This window comes from Rhodoblastus sp. (assembly GCF_052145335.1).
Lineage (GTDB): Bacteria > Pseudomonadota > Alphaproteobacteria > Rhizobiales > Beijerinckiaceae > Rhodoblastus.
On record NZ_JBKQOU010000012.1, the window covers coordinates 1 to 16,220 of the forward strand.

Sequence of the window (16,220 nt, forward strand, 5' to 3'; positions counted from 1 at the left end):
GAAAGACCAGCCTATAACAAGTGACAAACCTATCGTCATCTCAGCTTGACCAGCTTCAACTGCGCTCGCCTACCGAAGCAATTCCAGTTTTGCCTAATTGGTGAAGAGCGGATAACCAATCATCGCGCCAGTATATCACACATGTCTTCATGAAAAATCAAGGGATAAGACTTTGGGTATTCTATTCCTGCTTGCGGTTCTTTTAGCTTGGCCAACGGCCGGCCTTTCCGTTGTCGCCTACATCGCCTTTTTTATATTCCAAAGTTTATTGAAGGCAAAAACTCGCATGCATCATTCGGATAAGCTCGCAGCGCAACGTGCGGTGAGGGCGGGCTCTGAGCGCGTTCCAACCTGGGCTGGAACACGAGACAAAAGTGAGACCTTCGTGTACACGATCCAAAATTTTGCGATGGAGCATGGCGTGCCCCAAGCCTTTTTGCAGGCAGTATTAGGTGATAGCAACACATTCAAAACCCTCGTCCATTATGCCGGAGCAATGGAGGAAGAAGGTGCATCATTCATCGAACAGCAAATGGCTGTTTCAGAAAAACTCATTGAACTCTGGAGCGTTGCGCCAAAAGAGGTTCAGGAAGCCGCTTTGAGCGAATGAACGGCGCAGCGATGACGGCTGACGCCGCCCGCCTCTTGGGCCTGTACCAAGGGGTGGTCGGTTCCGAGGTCGAAAATGGCCTGAAACCGACCCAGGCGTCAGCTCGATTTTACGTCCGATATAAGCCAAAGGTCAGACTTCAACCAAATTCACAATTGAGCTCATGATGAGACGGTTGCCAACCCAATCGGGAAGGTCTCCTTCGAGCCGATTTCGGTCATCGCCTTGTAGGGGCCAGGCATGTGATTTCGACCATTAGGCTGGATCGCGGGGCGGGTCTTGCGGGCGATATCGGAACATCCAGATCGCCGAGGCCAGGCAGATCGGCGCCAGCAGCGCGCTCGCGCCGGCAAGGCTCAGGCCCGCTGCCTGCAGCATGGAAAAAACCACAGTCCCCGCGACCATGAAGGCCGAGTTGAGCACGTTGATCGCGGCGATGACCCGCGCCCGGCTTGAAGCCGGCGCCCAGGCCTGCGCCGCCGAAAAGCTCGGTACGGCCAGCACCCCGCCCGCCGCAGCTATCAGCGCCAGATCGAAGGCGATGCGCCAGGCGGCGGAGGCGTCAAAAAACTCGCCGAGGCTCTTTGTCGCAACTGCCGGGGTCATGCCGTGCAAAGTGAAGGCGAGATCGGCGCCGCCGAGGCCGATCGCCAAAGTCGCGAAAGGCGCCGACGCGAGCTTGATGCCGTCGCGGCAGAAAAAGGCGCCAAGCGCCGAGCCGAAACCGACCGAGACCGCGAACAGCGCCAGCATCAGGCTGACCGCCATCTCGTCGCCGCCCATCTGCATCTTGACCATCGGCGGCAGCAGCGACAAGGCGATGATGCCGAACATCCAGAACAGGCTGACCATTACCCCGGCGCGCCAGAGATTGGAGTCGGCCCAGAGATCGCCGAGCAACCGCCCCGTCGAGCGGAAGATATTGGCCTCGATGACGAGATCGGGCGCGGCTTCGCCGGTCGGCGGAATGAGCAGGCTGGCGCCATAGCAGGCAAGCGAGATCGCGGTCATCCCCACCGCAAAAGGCGCGGGATCGCCGCTGTTGCGCGCTGCGAGGCCGCCGGCCAGAGTTCCAAAAAGTATGGCGATAAACGTCGCGCCTTCGATCAGCGCGTTGCCGGCGGGCAATTCAGCTTTGAGCAGATGGTCGGGCAGTATGCCGTATTTGATCGGGCCGAACAGCGACGACACGACGCCGAACAGCACCAGGGCCAGGAACAGCAGCGGTATCGACTGTTCGATGAAGCCGACGACGCTGAGCGCGCTCGCGGCCAGTTCCGAAAGTTTCAGCCTTTGCGCGACCTTCGCCTTGTCGTAGCGGTCGGCCATTTCGCCGCCCAGTCCCGACAGCAGGAAAAATGGCAGGATGAACAAGCCGCCCGCCAAGGTGATTCGCGTCTGCGCCTCGCCCGCCGACAATTTGGCCATGATCAGGAAGATCAGCGAGTTTTTCAAAAAATTGTCGTTGAAGGCGGCAAGGAACTGCGTCCAGAACAGCGGCGCGAAACGTCTCTGGGTCAAAAGGGCGAGCATGAACGTCTCCGGATCGACGCATGATAGACGGTGAAGCGCGTTAAGGAAGTGTTGCTGCATCGCAGCAGGCGGAAACGCATGAAAAATCCAGGGAAGGCCTATGAAAACTGTTGCGCGCCCGCGCCAGCAGGGTCCAATTTAAAACCATAAAATCGAATCCGGCGAACAAGCCAGATCGAGGGACCGAGGAGCGCTCGCATCATGGAAGCCAGTGGAACCGGCGCCTCGGCGGCGCCGAAAAGCCCCTTTTATCGTCAGCTCTATGTGCAGGTTCTCTTCGCCATCGCGCTCGGCGTCATCGTCGGCGTGGCTTTCCCTGATTTCGCGACGACTCCCGGCGTAAAAGCGCTGGGCGACGGCTTCATCAAGTTGATCAAGATGGTGATCGCGCCGATCATCTTCTGCACCGTGGTTTCGGGCATCAGCCATATCCAGGACGCCCGCAAGGTCGGGCGAGTCGGCGTCAAGGCGCTGGTCTATTTCGAGGTCGTCTCGACTTTCGCCTTGGCCATAGGCCTGGTGATCGGCAATGTAGTCAAGCCCGGCGCCGGGTTTGCGGGAAAACCCGACGCCGCCGCCGTCGCCCAATACGTCAATGCGCCGCATAAAAGCACGGTCGATTTATTCCACGACGTCATTCCCGATTCGGTGGTCGGCGCCTTCGCCCGGGGCGACATTCTGCAGGTGCTGTTTTTCTCCATCCTGATGGGCTTTTCACTGCTGTCGATGGGCGAGCGCGCCGCGCCGCTGCGCAAGCTGATCGACGAATTCGCCCATGCGGTGTTTGGCGTGCTCGGCTTCGTGATGAAGGCGGCTCCTTTCGGCGCGTTCGGCGCCATGGCCTATACGATCGGCAAATATGGCCCGACCGTGCTGAGCAATCTCGCCGGGTTGATCGCGACCTTCTATTTCGCCTCGGCGGTGTTCATCGTCGTCGTCCTGGGCCTGATCGCCCGTTTCGCCGGGTTCAATATTTTCAAATTCCTTTACTACATCAAGGATGAATTGCTGATCGTGCTCGGCACTTCCTCGTCGGAAAGCGCGCTGCCGAACCTCATGGCCAAGCTGGAGCATCTTGGCTGTTCGCGCTCGGTGGTCGGACTGGTGGTGCCGACCGGCTATTCCTTCAATCTCGACGGCACCAATATCTACATGACCCTGGCGACCCTGTTCATCGCCCAGGCTTTGGACATTCCGCTGACTTTGCAGCAGCAACTGGTCATTCTCGGCGTCGCCATGCTGACCTCGAAAGGCGCGTCGGGCGTGACCGGCGCCGGCTTCATCACCCTGGCCGCGACGCTCGCCGCCGTCGATCCGCGCATGGTGCCGGGCATGGCCATCGTTTTCAGCATCGACAAATTCATGAGCGAAAATCGCGCCCTGACCAATATCATCGGCAATGGCGTGGCGACCGTGGTCATTTCGGGTTGGGAAGGCGAGTTGGACCGCGAGAAAATGAACGCTGTTCTGAATGGCCCCACCGACGCCTTCGCCATTGTGCGGGAAGAGGCGGACGAACCGGCCGTGTGATCTTCCCCGCACTTTATTCTTCCCCGAAGCTGAACCTTTCGGTTGCGAGCCCGGCAAGGAAGTGGCGCGAATGTCCTGGGGCGTCAGCGAAGCTTCGGAGCCCTGAAGGCGGCGCTCTGACGCAATGATTTTCTCGCGGACCGTAACTTTCAAGGGTCGTCCTTCGTATAGACGACAAGATCTCGGCCGGGGAGGATTCCATGGATAGAAGGCGACTGTTTTTGACGGCGTTTGTCTTGGCGGGGCTTTCGGGCCTTCCGGCTCGGGCCTTTGACGTCCAGCCTTACAGCAAGGCCGCGGCGCATGACGCGATCTCTTCCGGCAAGCCGGTGATCGTCGAGGTTTACGCCTCATGGTGTCCGATTTGTCAGGCGCAGGCCACGGCCGTCGACGCCATGAAGAAAGAGGCGGCCTACAAGGACCTCTCGTTTTTCCGGGTCGACTATGACCAGCAGAAGGACGTCGTGAAAATGCTGAATAGTCCGCGCGCGACTTTCATCATCTATCGCGGCGGCAAGGAGATCGCCCGCGAGTCCTGGGGCGCCACGGACGAAGATGTGGCCAGGGTTTTCATGAAGGCGACCCGGTAATGTCGCTGTGGACGCTGCCGCTGTCGTTCTTGGCTGGGGCGTTGACCATTCTTAGCCCCTGCGTCCTGCCGCTCGTTCCGGTGGTGGTGGCTGGAGCGCGGGCGGAAAATCCGCGCGCGCCGCTGGCTCTGGCCGCAGGCATGGCGGTCACTTTCGGTCTCGTCGGCGGCTTTCTGGCGTCGCTCGGCGTGGATTTCGGCGGCTCGCCGCTATTGCGCAACCTGGCGGCGGCGCTGATCCTCGTGATCGGCCTGGTGTTGATTTTTCCCGCGCTGGCGCATCGGCTGGAAGCGGCTTTGGCGCCGCTACAGCGGCTGGGCGCTTTTCTGCAAACCAAACTTCCCAGTTCCGGGCTACTGGGACAGGCGGCGGCGGGCGCCTTGCTGGCCCTGGTCTGGGCGCCTTGCGCCGGGCCGACGCTGGCGGCGGCTTTCGTCCTCGCCGCCCGTGGCGGCAGCCTCCCCTTAGCCATTCTGTCGATGAGCGTTTACGCCCTCGGCGCCGCCGGCGCCTTGCTGGCCCTGGGTTATGGCTTCGGCCGCCTCGCGGGCTCCGGGCGCCGCGCCGCCTTGGCGACGGGCGCCGGCGCGCGGCTCTTGCTGGGCGGCGCCTTTGCTGTGGTCGGGCTGCTGATCCTGACCGGCGCGGATCATGTCTTGGAAACCGTGCTCACGGCGCATATGCCGGACGCGCTGATCCGGTTCGCCGCCAGTCTTTAATGAGGAGTTCCTTGTTCAGCCATTGAGCCGCCAGATGGCGAAATTGAGCGCGCCGGCATAGGAAACCCAGAGAAATAGCGGCAGCAGGCAGAGGCCGGCAAGCCGGTCGAGGCGCCAGAACAGCACCAGCGTGGCGGCGACGAGAATGATCTGCGGCACAATGTCGACCAAGCCGAGCAGCGGGCTATGGGCCGCAAAAAAAGCCCAGGACCACAAGACATTGAGCGCAAGCTGAGCAAGAAACACCATGATCGCAAGCTTGCGGCCCTGCTGTTCCGGCAGGATGAGGATTCTCCAGAACGCCAGAGCCATCAAGGCGTAAAGCAGGGTCCAGACGGGGCCAAAAACCGCGTTGGGCGGGTTGAAACCCGGCTTGACGAGGTTGGCGTACCAGGGGACGAGATTGGGCAGGGTCGCCACCTGCCCGAGGATAGAATCGAGAAAGACCAGGCCGGCGGCGATAAGGGCGGCGCGGCCCGGCGGCAGGCCCGGACGGATTTTGGCGATGTCGGTCATGGGTTTTTCGCGCGAGGTTCAGCTAAGGGTCGGATCGGATTTCGTGGCAGGCGGGTTGCGAAAAGTCCACAACCGATTGCCGGCGAAACTCCAGAACATGACCAGTCCGGTGGTCAGGATCTGGGCCGGCAGATAGGGCGCGTCCCAATTCTCGACAAACAGCCGCATGAAACCCCAGGTGAGGAAAAAACCGACGGTGGCCACCAGAGCGAAGCGCCAGCCGGCCTCCGCATGGGGGCGGTCGCTGTCGAAGACATGGCGGCGGTTCAGGCTGTAGGAGACAAGGCCGCCGCAGCAATAGCCTGAAAGCGTCGAGGGGATCACCGCCCAGTGCGCCAGCTCCTTCAGGCCGATCAGCGCCGCGTAGTGGACGGCTGTGGCGATGGCGCCGACCAGCGCGAAAGCGGAAAACTGTCGATGCAGCTTCATGCGGGGGGTCTCATTGTTTCATTCAGCAAGCTCGTCATTCGCTCCTGACCGATCCCATAGTTTATCAACTCTATGATCGGTTTTCAGCGCGGCGGCAGGGAGGAGAAATAGGCGGCGAGCGCCTGCATGTCCTCGTCGGTCATCTTGCGGCTCATGTAGAGCATTTCCTTGTGGATGCGGCGGCCCTGATGGAAGGCGCGCAATTGATTGAGCAGATAGGCTTCGTTCTGGCCGGCGAGATTGGGCACTTCGGCGTCGCGCGCGATGCCGTCGAGGCCATGGCAAGGAATGCAAGATTCCAGCATGCCGCCGCTATGGGTTGGCTCGGCGAGGCAAGGCGCGCCAGCGAGCGCAAAAACACCGATCAAGCTGTAAAGTTTCACGTTCAATCACAAATCCCCGAGGCGCATCCCTGGTTGGCGCAAGCCAAGTTTATCACATCGCAGCCTTCGCTGCATAAAGACGTCGGCCCGCTTTTTTGTGGCGAACCGCCGTGGCGGAGGATGCTTGCCCGGCAAGGGGGTTCACAGGGCGAAAAAACTCGTTTAACACGTGCGACACATTCGGGTCGGGCGTCTTCCGTCCGAACCCCAGAGGTTCTCTCCCTTCGAGGGATGATCGACGAAGGGCGTGCTCCGGCTATTCAGCCGAAAGTGCGGCCTTTTTTTGTGCGCGCGGCGCCTTGGCCACATCAGGTGCAGACGGTATCCCGCCTGCCCCCCAGGGGCTGGCCAGGAGCGAACGCGACCAATAGCCCGTCGAAGGACGGGCGTCTAAAGACGCCCTATGGGCTTGCGCGAGGGGCGCCTAAACCCCGACGAGTCGGGGTTTAGGCAAACAAAGAAGTAGATTTCAAATGCCGAAACGGACAGACATCCAGACGATCATGATCATCGGCGCCGGCCCGATCGTCATCGGCCAGGCGTGCGAATTCGATTATTCCGGCACCCAGGCTTGCAAGGCGCTGCGCGCCGAGGGCTATCGCATCGTCCTGGTCAATTCCAATCCGGCGACGATCATGACCGATCCCGATCTCGCCGACCGCACCTATGTCGAGCCGATCACCCCGGAAATCGTGGCGAAAATCATCGAGAAGGAGCGTTACGCCGTCCCCGGCGGCTTCGCCCTGCTGCCGACCATGGGCGGTCAGACGGCGTTGAACTGCGCGCTTTCGCTTAAGAAAATGGGCGTGCTCGACGATTTCGACATCGAAATGATCGGCGCCACCGCCCACGCCATCGACAAGGCGGAGGACCGCGAGCTGTTCCGCGAGGCGATGACCAAGATCGGCCTCGACACCCCGCGCTCCCATCACATCAAGACCTTGAGCCAGGCGCTGGAGGCGCTCGAAGACATCGGCCTGCCGGCGATCATCCGGCCTTCCTTCACCCTCGGCGGCACCGGCGGCGGCATCGCCTATAACAAGGCGGAATTCATCGACATTGTCGAGCGCGGCATCGACGCCTCGCCGACCTCCGAGGTCCTGATCGAGGAAAGCGTCCTCGGCTGGAAGGAATATGAAATGGAGGTCGTCCGCGACAAGGCGGACAATTGCATCATCGTCTGCTCGATCGAGAATATCGATCCGATGGGCGTGCATACCGGCGACTCCATCACCGTCGCCCCGGCTTTGACCCTCACCGACAAGGAATACCAGATCATGCGCGACGCCTCGCTGGCGGTTCTGCGCGAGATCGGGGTGGAGACCGGCGGCTCCAACGTGCAATTCGCCATCAACCCGGCCAATGGCCGGATGATCGTGATCGAGATGAATCCGCGCGTCTCGCGCTCCTCGGCGCTCGCCTCCAAGGCGACCGGCTTCCCCATCGCCAAGGTCGCGGCCAAGCTCGCGGTCGGCTATACGCTCGACGAAATCGCCAATGACATTACCGGCGGCGCGACGCCGGCCTCGTTCGAGCCGACCATCGACTATGTCGTGACGAAAATTCCGCGCTTCGCCTTCGAGAAATTCCCCGGCGCCGAGCCGATTCTGACCACGGCGATGAAATCGGTCGGCGAGGCCATGGCCATCGGCCGCACCTTCGCCGAATCGCTGCAAAAAGCCTTGCGCTCGCTGGAAACCGGCCTGTCGGGCCTCGACGAAATCGAGATCGAGGGCCTGGGCAAGGGCGACGACAAGAATGTTTTGCGCGGCGCCTTGGGAACTCCCACGCCCGACCGGCTGCTGATGGTCGGGCAGGCCATGCGCATGGGCATGAGCGACGAGGAGATTTTCGAAGCCTGCAAGATCGACCCGTGGTTCCTCGCGCGCATCCGCGAAATCGTCGAGCTGGAGCGCAAGATCAAGACCTTCGGCCTGCCAGAGGACGCGGAAAACCTGCGCATGCTCAAGGCGGCGGGCTTTTCCGACATTCAGCTGGCTTCGCTGACCGGAAAATCCGAGGCGGAGGTGGCCCGGTTGCGGCGAACCTTGAACGTGCGGCCGGTCTACAAGCGCATCGACACCTGCGCGGCCGAGTTTTTCGCCCCGACCGCCTACATGTATTCGACCTATGAGGCGCCTTTCGCCGGCGTTCCCGCCTGCGAGGCGCGCCCCTCATCGCGCGAAAAAATCGTCATTCTCGGCGGCGGCCCGAACCGCATCGGCCAAGGCATCGAATTCGATTATTGTTGCTGCCACGCCTGTTTCGCGCTCAGCGAGGCCGGTTATGAAACCATCATGATCAACTGCAATCCGGAGACGGTGTCGACCGATTACGACACTTCCGACCGGCTCTATTTCGAGCCGCTGACTCGTGAGGACGTACTGGAAATTCTCGCCAAGGAGCAGGAGGCGGGGACGCTGAAGGGCGTGATCGTGCAGTTCGGCGGCCAGACGCCGCTGAAACTGGCCAAGGCGCTGGAAGACGCGGGCATTCCCATTCTCGGCACTTCGGTCGATTCGATCGACCTCGCCGAGGACCGCGACCAGTTCAAGCGGCTGCTCGACAAGCTCGGCCTGAAACAGCCAAAGAACGGCATCGCCTATTCGGTCGAACAGGCGCGGATAGTCGCGCAGGAGCTGGGCCTGCCACTGGTAGTGCGGCCTTCCTATGTGCTTGGCGGGCGGGCGATGGCGATCATCCGCGACGGCTCGGACCTCGACGATTACCTGCTTGGAACCCTGCCGGGCCTGGTGCCGTCCGACGTCAAGGCGCGCTACCCCAATGACAAGACCGGCCAGATCAACATGGTGCTGGGCAAGAACCCGCTGCTGTTCGACCGCTATCTGATCGACGCGGTCGAGATGGACGTCGATTGCCTGTGCGATGGGAAGGACGTGTTCGTCGCCGGGGTGATGGAGCATATCGAGGAAGCCGGCATTCATTCGGGCGATTCGGCCTGTTCGCTGCCGCCGCGCTCGCTGGCGCCGGAAATGATCGCCCGACTGGAACAGCAGACCGGCAAAATGGCGCTGGCGTTGAACGTCGGCGGGTTGATGAACGTGCAATTCGCGCTCAAGGGCGACGAGATCTATGTGCTCGAAGTCAATCCGCGGGCGTCGCGCACGGTGCCCTTCGTGGCCAAGGTGATCGGCTTGCCGTTGGCGAAAATCGCTTCGCGCATCATGGCGGGCGAAAGTCTCGCCAGCTTTGGCCTTAAACCCTGGAAGGGCGGCCATGTCGGGGTGAAGGAGGCGGTATTCCCCTTCGCCCGCTTCCCCGGCGTCGATACGGTGCTGGGGCCGGAAATGCGCTCGACCGGCGAGGTGATCGGCCTCGACCGCTCGTTCGACGTCGCCTTCGCCAAGAGCCAGCTCGGAGCGGGAACGAAAGTGCCGACGTCGGGCGCCTTGTTCGTGTCGGTGCGCGAGGTCGACAAGCTGCGGGTGCTCGACGCGGTGAGGCTTTTGTCGAAGCTCGGCTTCAAGGTGCTCGCCACCGGCGGCACGGCGCGCTTTCTCAACGAACAGGGCATTCCGGCGCAGCGAATCAACAAGGTATCGGAAGGGCGGCCGCATGTCGTGGACGCCATCAAGAACGGCGGCGTGCAACTGGTGTTCAACACCACCGAAGGCGCGCAGGCTTTGGCCGATTCGCGCTCGCTGCGGCGCGCGGCCCTGCTGCACCGGGCGCCCTATTACACGACCCTCGCCGGGGCGCTGGCGGCGGCCGAAGGGGTCAAGGCTTTTCTCGCCGGCGAGCTGGAAGTTCGCGCCTTGCAAGACTATTTCGTCTGAGCCGCGCCCTCGCCGGCGCGACGAATTTCGATCGGGTAACCAGTCGAAATCACGGGAATTGACCTGAAGCCCGCGCTGTATCATCATGAACATCCGGCTTGCCAATAGCCGCCGACGCGCCCCAACGGGCGCGTTACGCTTTTGTCCCCGGCGGCGTCTTTCCATGGCGCCCCGGCCAGAAAAAATTGAAAGAGTCGCAGGATGGAAATGCTTCCCATGACCCTCGCCGGATTCGCGGCCCTCGAGGCGGAATTGAAGCGCCGCCAGCAGGAGGAGCGTCCCCGCATCATCCAGGCTATCGCCGAAGCGCGGTCGCATGGCGATCTGTCGGAAAACGCCGAGTATCATGCCGCGAAGGAATCGCAATCGCTCAACGAGGGACGAATCGCCGAACTGGAGGACAAGATTTCGCGCGCCGACATCATCGACGTCAGCAAATTGTCGGGCAATACGATCAAGTTCGGCGCCACCGTGACCTTGATCGACGAGGACACCGAGTCCGAAAAGCGTTACCAGATCGTTGGCGACAGCGAAGCCGACGTCAAGGCGGGCAAAGTGTCGATCTCCTCGCCGATCTCGCGCGCCCTGATCGGCAAGAAGGTCGGCGATGCGGTGGAAGTGAACACTCCCGGCGGCGGCAAGAGCTATGAAATCGTGAAGATCGATTTCATCTGAGCGCTCGGCCGCAGATCTCACGTCATCGCGAGGAGCGAAGCGACGCGGCCATCCAATGGCTGGCAAGCAAGGCTGCTTCTAGTTCCGGCGCCTGTCGCTTAGCTCGCGATGACGGTATTGGAAAACTCTAGCGCTGCCGGGCTTCTAGAGCCTTTGCCACGGGCGACGACGCGGCTCATGCTTTCACGCAAACCCGCTCTTCCATAATCGCTCCTCATGAGAGGTTGCCGGTAAGGGCCCGCGCGCCTAGCCTGCCAGCTCGCTTTTTCTCGTCCCGGAATCCCCGCCATGTTCAAAGTCAAAGCCTATGCCACGCCGGCGCCGGACGCGCCGCTTGCGCCCTTTTCCTTCGAACGCCGCGATCCCGGCCCGCATGACGTGCGGATCGACATTCTCTATTGCGGAGTCTGCCATTCCGACCTGCATCAGGCGCGCGACGACTGGGGCGGTTCGCTTTATCCCATGGTCCCCGGCCATGAAATCGTCGGCCGCGTGGTCGCGGTTGGAGAGCATGTGACCAAATTCAAAGCGGGCGATCTCGCCGGGATCGGCTGCATGGTCGATTCCTGCCGCCGCTGCGAGCCCTGCGAGGCCGGTGAAGAGCAATATTGCTGCGAGGGTTTCACCGGAACCTATAATTCGCGCGAGCGGGAAACGAAAAACCTTACCTTCGGCGGCTATTCGGAGCAGATCGTCGTGGAACAGCGATTTGTCGTCAAAGTTCCGGAAAATCTCGATCTGAAGGCGGTGGCGCCGCTGCTGTGCGCCGGCATCACCACCTATTCGCCGCTGCGCCACTGGAAGGTCGGCAAGGGGCAGAATGTCGGGATCGTCGGCCTTGGCGGTCTCGGCCACATGGGCGTGAAACTGGCCAAGGCGATGGGCGCGCGGGTGACCATGATCACCACCTCTCCAGAAAAGGGCAAGGACGCTTTGCGCCTCGGCGCCGACGAGGTGCTGGTCTCGCGCGACGACGAGGCGATGAAAAAAGCGCGTGGAAAATTCGATTTCCTGCTCAACACCATTCCGGTCGGTCACGATATCAATCCCTATCTGGCGCTGCTGAAGCTCGATGGGGCGATGGTGCTGGTCGGCGCGCTGACTGCGCTCGATCCCGTGCTGGGGGTCAATCTCATTTTCGGGAGGAAAACCGTCGCGGGTTCGCTGATCGGCGGCATGGCGGAAACGCAGGAAATGCTCGATTTCTGCGGCGAGCATAATATCGTCAGCGACATCGAGATGATCCGCATCGACGAGATCAACGCGGCCTATGAGCGGATGCTGAAGAACGACGTCCGCTATCGTTTCGTCATCGATATCGCGTCGCTGAAGGCGTAAGCCGCCGCGTCATGGTCCCGAACGATGCGGTGATAGGTAGAAGCCTGTTCATGCGGAACTATATCGCGCGCTGGTCGTTTGAAGCGCGCATCCGCTGAAACGGAGCAGATCATGCGCAATCGTGCTTTCCCCATTCTGGCTTTGCTGGCAAGCGCGAGCTTCGGCCTGCCTCCCGCCGAGGCATGGGCGCAGGAGGAGCCAAGCGCGGATGCGGTGATCGCCACGTTCGAAAAGCTTTCCGGCGTGCATGCGGGACTGCGTCGCAACCACGCCAAGGGCCTTTGCGCCTCGGGCTCGTTCCAGGCCGGCGCGGACGCCGGGGCGCTCAGCGCCTCGACCCTGTTTTCCGGACAATCCGTTCCGGTCACGGCGCGCTTTTCCGTTTCCGGCCCAGATCCGGCCGTTGCCGATACGCTCAAGAATCCGATTGGCATGGCTTTGCAATTCCAGCTTCCCGGCGGCGAATTGCAGAACATGACGATGATCCAGGTTCCGGTGTTCCTGGCGGCGAAGCCAGCGGACTTTCTTGAGCTGCTGCAAGCCCAGGTCCCCGATCCCGCCACCGGCAAGACGGATCCCGAAAAGCTGAAAACCTATGTCGCCAATCATCCCGAGTTCAAGAATTTTGCCGGCTGGATGGCGACGCACAATCCGCCGGCCTCTTACGCCGAGACGGCTTTTTACAGCGTGCACGCCTTCAAATTCGTCGATTCCGGCAAAAAGGCGCAATGGGTGAAATGGCGCTTCGAACCGCGCGACGGCGAGAAATTTATCAGCGACGAGGAAATGACCACTTTGCCGAAAGATTTCCTGGCGGCACGATTGTCCGAGCGTGCGCAAAAAGGGCCCATTCTTTGGGACATGGTTGTCGTGCTGGGCGAAAAAGACGATCCGATCGACAATCCCACCATCCCCTGGCCGGCGAACCGGCGCGAGATCAAGGCGGGGACCCTGACCTTGACCAAGGTGGGCGAGGACGCCGCGGGCCAATGCGAGGATATCAACTACGATCCCAATCTGGTCAGCGCCGGAATCGAGACTTCGCCCGATCCGATCCTCGCCTTCCGTTCGTCCGCCTATGCCGTGTCTTACGGCAAGAGGCTGGACGAAAAGGCGAAGTAAGGCGCTCCGCGAAAATCTGCGCCATTGAAACCAACCGGCCGCCTGAAGCGTCCAGCCAAATGGGGCGGCCCATGGCGACTAGGGCTCGTCGAGCTTGACCGCGAGGTCGGGTCTTTGCCCCATGTGGAGCAAAGAGCGATGGATCAAAAGACGACGGAAATCGGAAACGAAGGCGATGGCGCCCGCGCCGAGCGCAACAGCGGACAGGATGCGCGCAAGCGCCAGGCCGACGCTCGCGAGGTCGAAGACCGATCCAGCCCGCCCACGCCGGTGATTTATGCGGTCGTGCGGAAACTTGGCGAGGAGGAAATGGCGCGCCCGGCGATATCGCTGTGGTGGTCCGGCTTCGCCGCCGGCCTGTCGATCAGCCTTTCGCTGCTGGCCCAGGCGATATTGCAGTCGCGCCTGCCCGACGCGCCCTGGCGGCCGCTGATCGCTGATTTCGGTTACTGCGTCGGTTTCATCGTGGCGATCCTGTCCCGCCAGCAATTGTTCACCGAAAACACCATCACCGCGGTGCTGCCGGTGCTCGCCGAATTCGACTTCGGCAATGTCGTGAAACTGGTCCGATTGTGGTGCATCGTCTTCGTTGCAAATATGGCGGGAGCGCTGTGCGCCGCGCTGTTCTTCGATTTGACGCCGGTCTTCGAACCTGGGCTGAAGCAGGAAATGTTGAACATCAGCCTTCACATTCAAAATCACGGCTGGCCGGAAATGCTGTTCAAGGCGATCGCCGCGGGTTTTCTCATGGCCGCCTTGGTGTGGATGCTGCCGGGCGCGGAAGCGGCGCAATTCCAGGTTATCGCCATGATGACCTGGCTGATTGTCGCCGGCGGCCTGATGCATATCGTTGCTGGCGGCGTCGAAGCTTTCATGCTTGTGCTCGACGGCGCTGTTGGCTGGGGCGCGATGCTGGCGCAGTTCGGATTGCCCGTGCTGTTTGGCAATATCATCGGCGGAACGGCTTTGTTCGCCTTGCTTGCTTATGCCCAGGTGATGAGAGAGATCTGAGGGCAAACCTTTAGTGTCTAGCGCAAAACGGGCGTTCCACCACGTTGGGGAACTTCTTCACAGGGCGAGCGTTGATGCCTGGTTCGCGACTGCTTTGGCAATGCGACGTTCATCATCACCACTCAATGCAACGACGAATTCCGCCTCGCTCAGCGTCACGGCGTAGCGGCCTTGCACGCGAATGCGAAACGCGCCGTCGTCATCGAAAAAGGGAGCATGGAATCATGGGTAGGGGTATTCTGCTTTGGCTGCTTGGGGTTCCGATTCCGATCATCATCTTGATAGCCCTCCTGTACCATCACTGAGGCGATCATGCGCGCAGCCAATCAAACATCTGCGAAGAACCGCAAGCCCCCTGAAACCGGGCGTTATGTGCTGTTGGTCGATGCACAGGCCAAGCGCAGTTTCGACAGTTGGGACGCCGCCGCAGCGGAAGCCAAGCGCATACTCGACCGGTTTCCACATCTGCACGTCGGCGTCGAGGATCGGGAAAGAAGCAACGACGGCATTCGCACGCGTTCCTGAGCGCATGCGTCCCATTGGGGCATGATTTCGAACTTCGCTGGGATTCGGAACGATCGAAGCCAAGAGACGTTTGTTTTCAGTAAATTAGGCGCTGTCGCGGAAGGCCGGTTATCCTGAATTTGACAATCTTCCTGGCCGGAGACGCGCAGTTTACCTGAGCCCCGATTGCGACGCGCATTGGCGCTCACCACCGCTCCCGACTCGAAGCATGGGGTTTTGAGTCCCGAGGCGCCGAACCATGACGGAGAATGCAATCATGACCACCAGCAAGACGGACAAAATCAAGGGCGCCGCCAACGAAATGGCGGGCAAGGTGAAACAGGGCGTCGGCTCTGCGACGGGCGACGATAACCTGCGCGCCAAGGGCGCCGCTCAGGAGCTGAAAGGCTCCGCGCAGAAGGCCGGCGGCGCCGCCAAGGACACCGTCAAGAAGGCGGTTGACAAAGCCTAGACGTTTCGATGCGGCGGTCGCCGGCGAACAGGCGGCCGCCGGGTTCCCGGAGCATTTCGCGTGGCCCCCCGAGCAAACTGGAAGGGCTTTCTTCGCCTGGAAGCGGCGACCTGCGAGGTCGCCCTTTTCACCGCCGCTTCGACTTCCGAGCGGATTGCGTTGAACACGGTCAATCGGGCTTCCGGTCACCGCGTCCGCCGCGAATTTTTCGATAGCGTCACCGACGAACGCGTCGAAAAGGACGATCAGGTCAAGGGCTATGAGACGGAGAAGGATCAATACGTTTCGTTTGAAGCCGAGGAGATCGCCGAAGCCGGCCCCAAGAGCGACAAGATCCTTTCAGTCCACGCCTTTGTCGCGCTCGCCGACTTCGACGAAACCTGCTTTGACAAGCCCTATTACCTGACCCCGGCGAGCAATCGCGATGTCGAGTTTTTCAGCATCCTGCGCGAGGGCTTGCGCGACCGCCATGCTGGCGCCATCGCTGAGGCCGTGGTTTTCCGGAGGCTCCGCACCTTGCTGATCCGCCCCTATGAATCGGGGATGATCGCGACCACGCTGCACTTCGATTACGAGCTTCGTCGCGCGGCTGAAGTTTTCGGCGAAATTCCAGATCTGAGGATACCGGGCGAAATGCTCGATCTCGCCAAACACATCATCAAGACGAAGCAGGCTCCTTTCGATCCCGCGCAGTATGTCGATCGTTACGAGTCGGCGCTGGCCGATCTCGTCAAGGCCAAATTGGAGGGCCGCACGATCGCCGCGCCTCCCAAAGGGAAGCCCACCCCTTCGATGGATCTCATGCGGGCTCTGCGCGATAGCGCTGGCCTGTCCGTCAAAAGCGAGAGGCGGGGAAAGACCGCCAAGTCTGCTTCCAAGTCTTCTTCCAAGTCTTCTTCCAAGTCTGCTTCCAAGTCTTCCTCCAAGCCCTCTCCCAAGCCCCAGCAGGGAGGCCGACGGGCCGGCGCAAAACGCAGCAAGGCGGGTTGAT

The 16,220-nt window shown here is 61.2% G+C and carries 16 protein-coding genes; 12 read left to right on the forward strand and 4 right to left on the reverse strand.

What is annotated here, in order from left to right:
• The first annotated feature begins 172 nt into the window (after nt 1-172).
• Nucleotides 173-610 (forward strand): hypothetical protein, encoded by a 438-nt coding sequence (locus ACLP2E_RS00645; RefSeq protein WP_442464853.1) that lies wholly within the window; start codon nt 173-175, stop codon nt 608-610.
• A 255-nt stretch (nt 611-865) separates the two neighbouring features.
• On the opposite strand, the gene ACLP2E_RS00650 is transcribed toward ACLP2E_RS00645, so the two are convergent.
• Nucleotides 866-2,143: an MFS transporter gene (locus ACLP2E_RS00650; protein WP_442464854.1), complete on the reverse strand. Its 1,278-nt coding sequence runs from the start codon at nt 2,141-2,143 to the stop codon at nt 866-868.
• Nucleotides 2,144-2,344: 201 nt separating this feature from the next.
• On the opposite strand from ACLP2E_RS00650, the gene ACLP2E_RS00655 reads away from it, so the two are divergent.
• The 3 genes from ACLP2E_RS00655 to ACLP2E_RS00665 all read left to right on the forward strand — a co-directional run bounded on the left by ACLP2E_RS00655 (nt 2,345) and on the right by ACLP2E_RS00665 (nt 4,982).
• On the forward strand, nt 2,345-3,673 hold the full coding sequence (locus ACLP2E_RS00655) for a dicarboxylate/amino acid:cation symporter (RefSeq protein ID WP_442464855.1): 1,329 nt from the start codon (nt 2,345-2,347) through the stop codon (nt 3,671-3,673).
• Between the two features lie 200 nt (nt 3,674-3,873).
• On the forward strand, nt 3,874-4,263 hold the full coding sequence (locus ACLP2E_RS00660) for a thioredoxin family protein (RefSeq protein ID WP_442462873.1): 390 nt from the start codon (nt 3,874-3,876) through the stop codon (nt 4,261-4,263).
• Entirely contained in the window at nt 4,263-4,982 is a 720-nt protein-coding gene (locus tag ACLP2E_RS00665) for a cytochrome c biogenesis protein CcdA (RefSeq protein WP_442462872.1), read from the forward strand. Before ACLP2E_RS00660 ends, ACLP2E_RS00665 begins: the two co-directional genes overlap by 1 nt.
• 15 nt (nt 4,983-4,997) lie before the next feature.
• Here the strand turns inward: ACLP2E_RS00665 and ACLP2E_RS00670 are convergent, their stop codons facing one another.
• The 3 genes from ACLP2E_RS00670 to ACLP2E_RS00680 form a co-directional block, all read right to left on the reverse strand.
• Nucleotides 4,998-5,498 carry a TspO/MBR family protein gene (locus ACLP2E_RS00670; RefSeq protein WP_442462871.1) on the reverse strand — a complete coding sequence of 167 codons (501 nt, stop codon included), beginning with the start codon at nt 5,496-5,498 and terminating at the stop codon, nt 4,998-5,000.
• Between the two features lie 18 nt (nt 5,499-5,516).
• The gene (locus tag ACLP2E_RS00675; RefSeq protein ID WP_442464856.1) at nt 5,517-5,927 is read right to left on the reverse strand and encodes a GtrA family protein; all 411 of its coding nucleotides are present in this window, start codon (nt 5,925-5,927) and stop codon (nt 5,517-5,519) included.
• An 83-nt stretch (nt 5,928-6,010) separates the two neighbouring features.
• The gene (locus tag ACLP2E_RS00680) at nt 6,011-6,310 is read right to left on the reverse strand and encodes a c-type cytochrome (protein WP_442462895.1); all 300 of its coding nucleotides are present in this window, start codon (nt 6,308-6,310) and stop codon (nt 6,011-6,013) included.
• A 473-nt stretch (nt 6,311-6,783) separates the two neighbouring features.
• Here ACLP2E_RS00680 and carB point away from each other — a divergent pair, with 473 nt between their 5' ends.
• The 8 genes from carB (at nt 6,784) to ku (ending at nt 16,219) form a co-directional block, all read left to right on the forward strand.
• The gene (carB, locus tag ACLP2E_RS00685) at nt 6,784-10,107 is read left to right on the forward strand and encodes a carbamoyl-phosphate synthase large subunit (protein WP_442464857.1); all 3,324 of its coding nucleotides are present in this window, start codon (nt 6,784-6,786) and stop codon (nt 10,105-10,107) included.
• A gap of 201 nt (nt 10,108-10,308) precedes the next feature.
• On the forward strand, nt 10,309-10,782 hold the full coding sequence (gene greA, locus ACLP2E_RS00690; protein ID WP_442464858.1) for a transcription elongation factor GreA: 474 nt from the start codon (nt 10,309-10,311) through the stop codon (nt 10,780-10,782).
• Between the two features lie 288 nt (nt 10,783-11,070).
• Nucleotides 11,071-12,120 carry an NAD(P)-dependent alcohol dehydrogenase gene (locus ACLP2E_RS00695; protein WP_442464859.1) on the forward strand — a complete coding sequence of 350 codons (1,050 nt, stop codon included), beginning with the start codon at nt 11,071-11,073 and terminating at the stop codon, nt 12,118-12,120.
• Nucleotides 12,121-12,231: 111 nt separating this feature from the next.
• Nucleotides 12,232-13,242, forward strand: coding sequence for a catalase family peroxidase (locus ACLP2E_RS00700; RefSeq protein WP_442464860.1), 1,011 nt, complete (start codon nt 12,232-12,234; stop codon nt 13,240-13,242).
• A 138-nt stretch (nt 13,243-13,380) separates the two neighbouring features.
• Nucleotides 13,381-14,253 (forward strand): formate/nitrite transporter family protein, encoded by an 873-nt coding sequence (locus tag ACLP2E_RS00705; protein WP_442464861.1) that lies wholly within the window; start codon nt 13,381-13,383, stop codon nt 14,251-14,253.
• A gap of 312 nt (nt 14,254-14,565) precedes the next feature.
• A complete protein-coding gene (locus ACLP2E_RS00710) occupies nt 14,566-14,778 on the forward strand; it encodes a hypothetical protein (RefSeq protein ID WP_442464862.1) in 213 nt (70 codons plus the stop codon).
• A gap of 238 nt (nt 14,779-15,016) precedes the next feature.
• A complete protein-coding gene (locus ACLP2E_RS00715; protein ID WP_442462557.1) occupies nt 15,017-15,229 on the forward strand; it encodes a CsbD family protein in 213 nt (70 codons plus the stop codon).
• A gap of 60 nt (nt 15,230-15,289) precedes the next feature.
• Complete coding sequence (ku, locus tag ACLP2E_RS00720; protein ID WP_442464863.1) at nt 15,290-16,219, forward strand: non-homologous end joining protein Ku; 930 nt, start codon at nt 15,290-15,292, stop codon at nt 16,217-16,219.
• Nucleotide 16,220 lies beyond the last annotated feature (1 nt).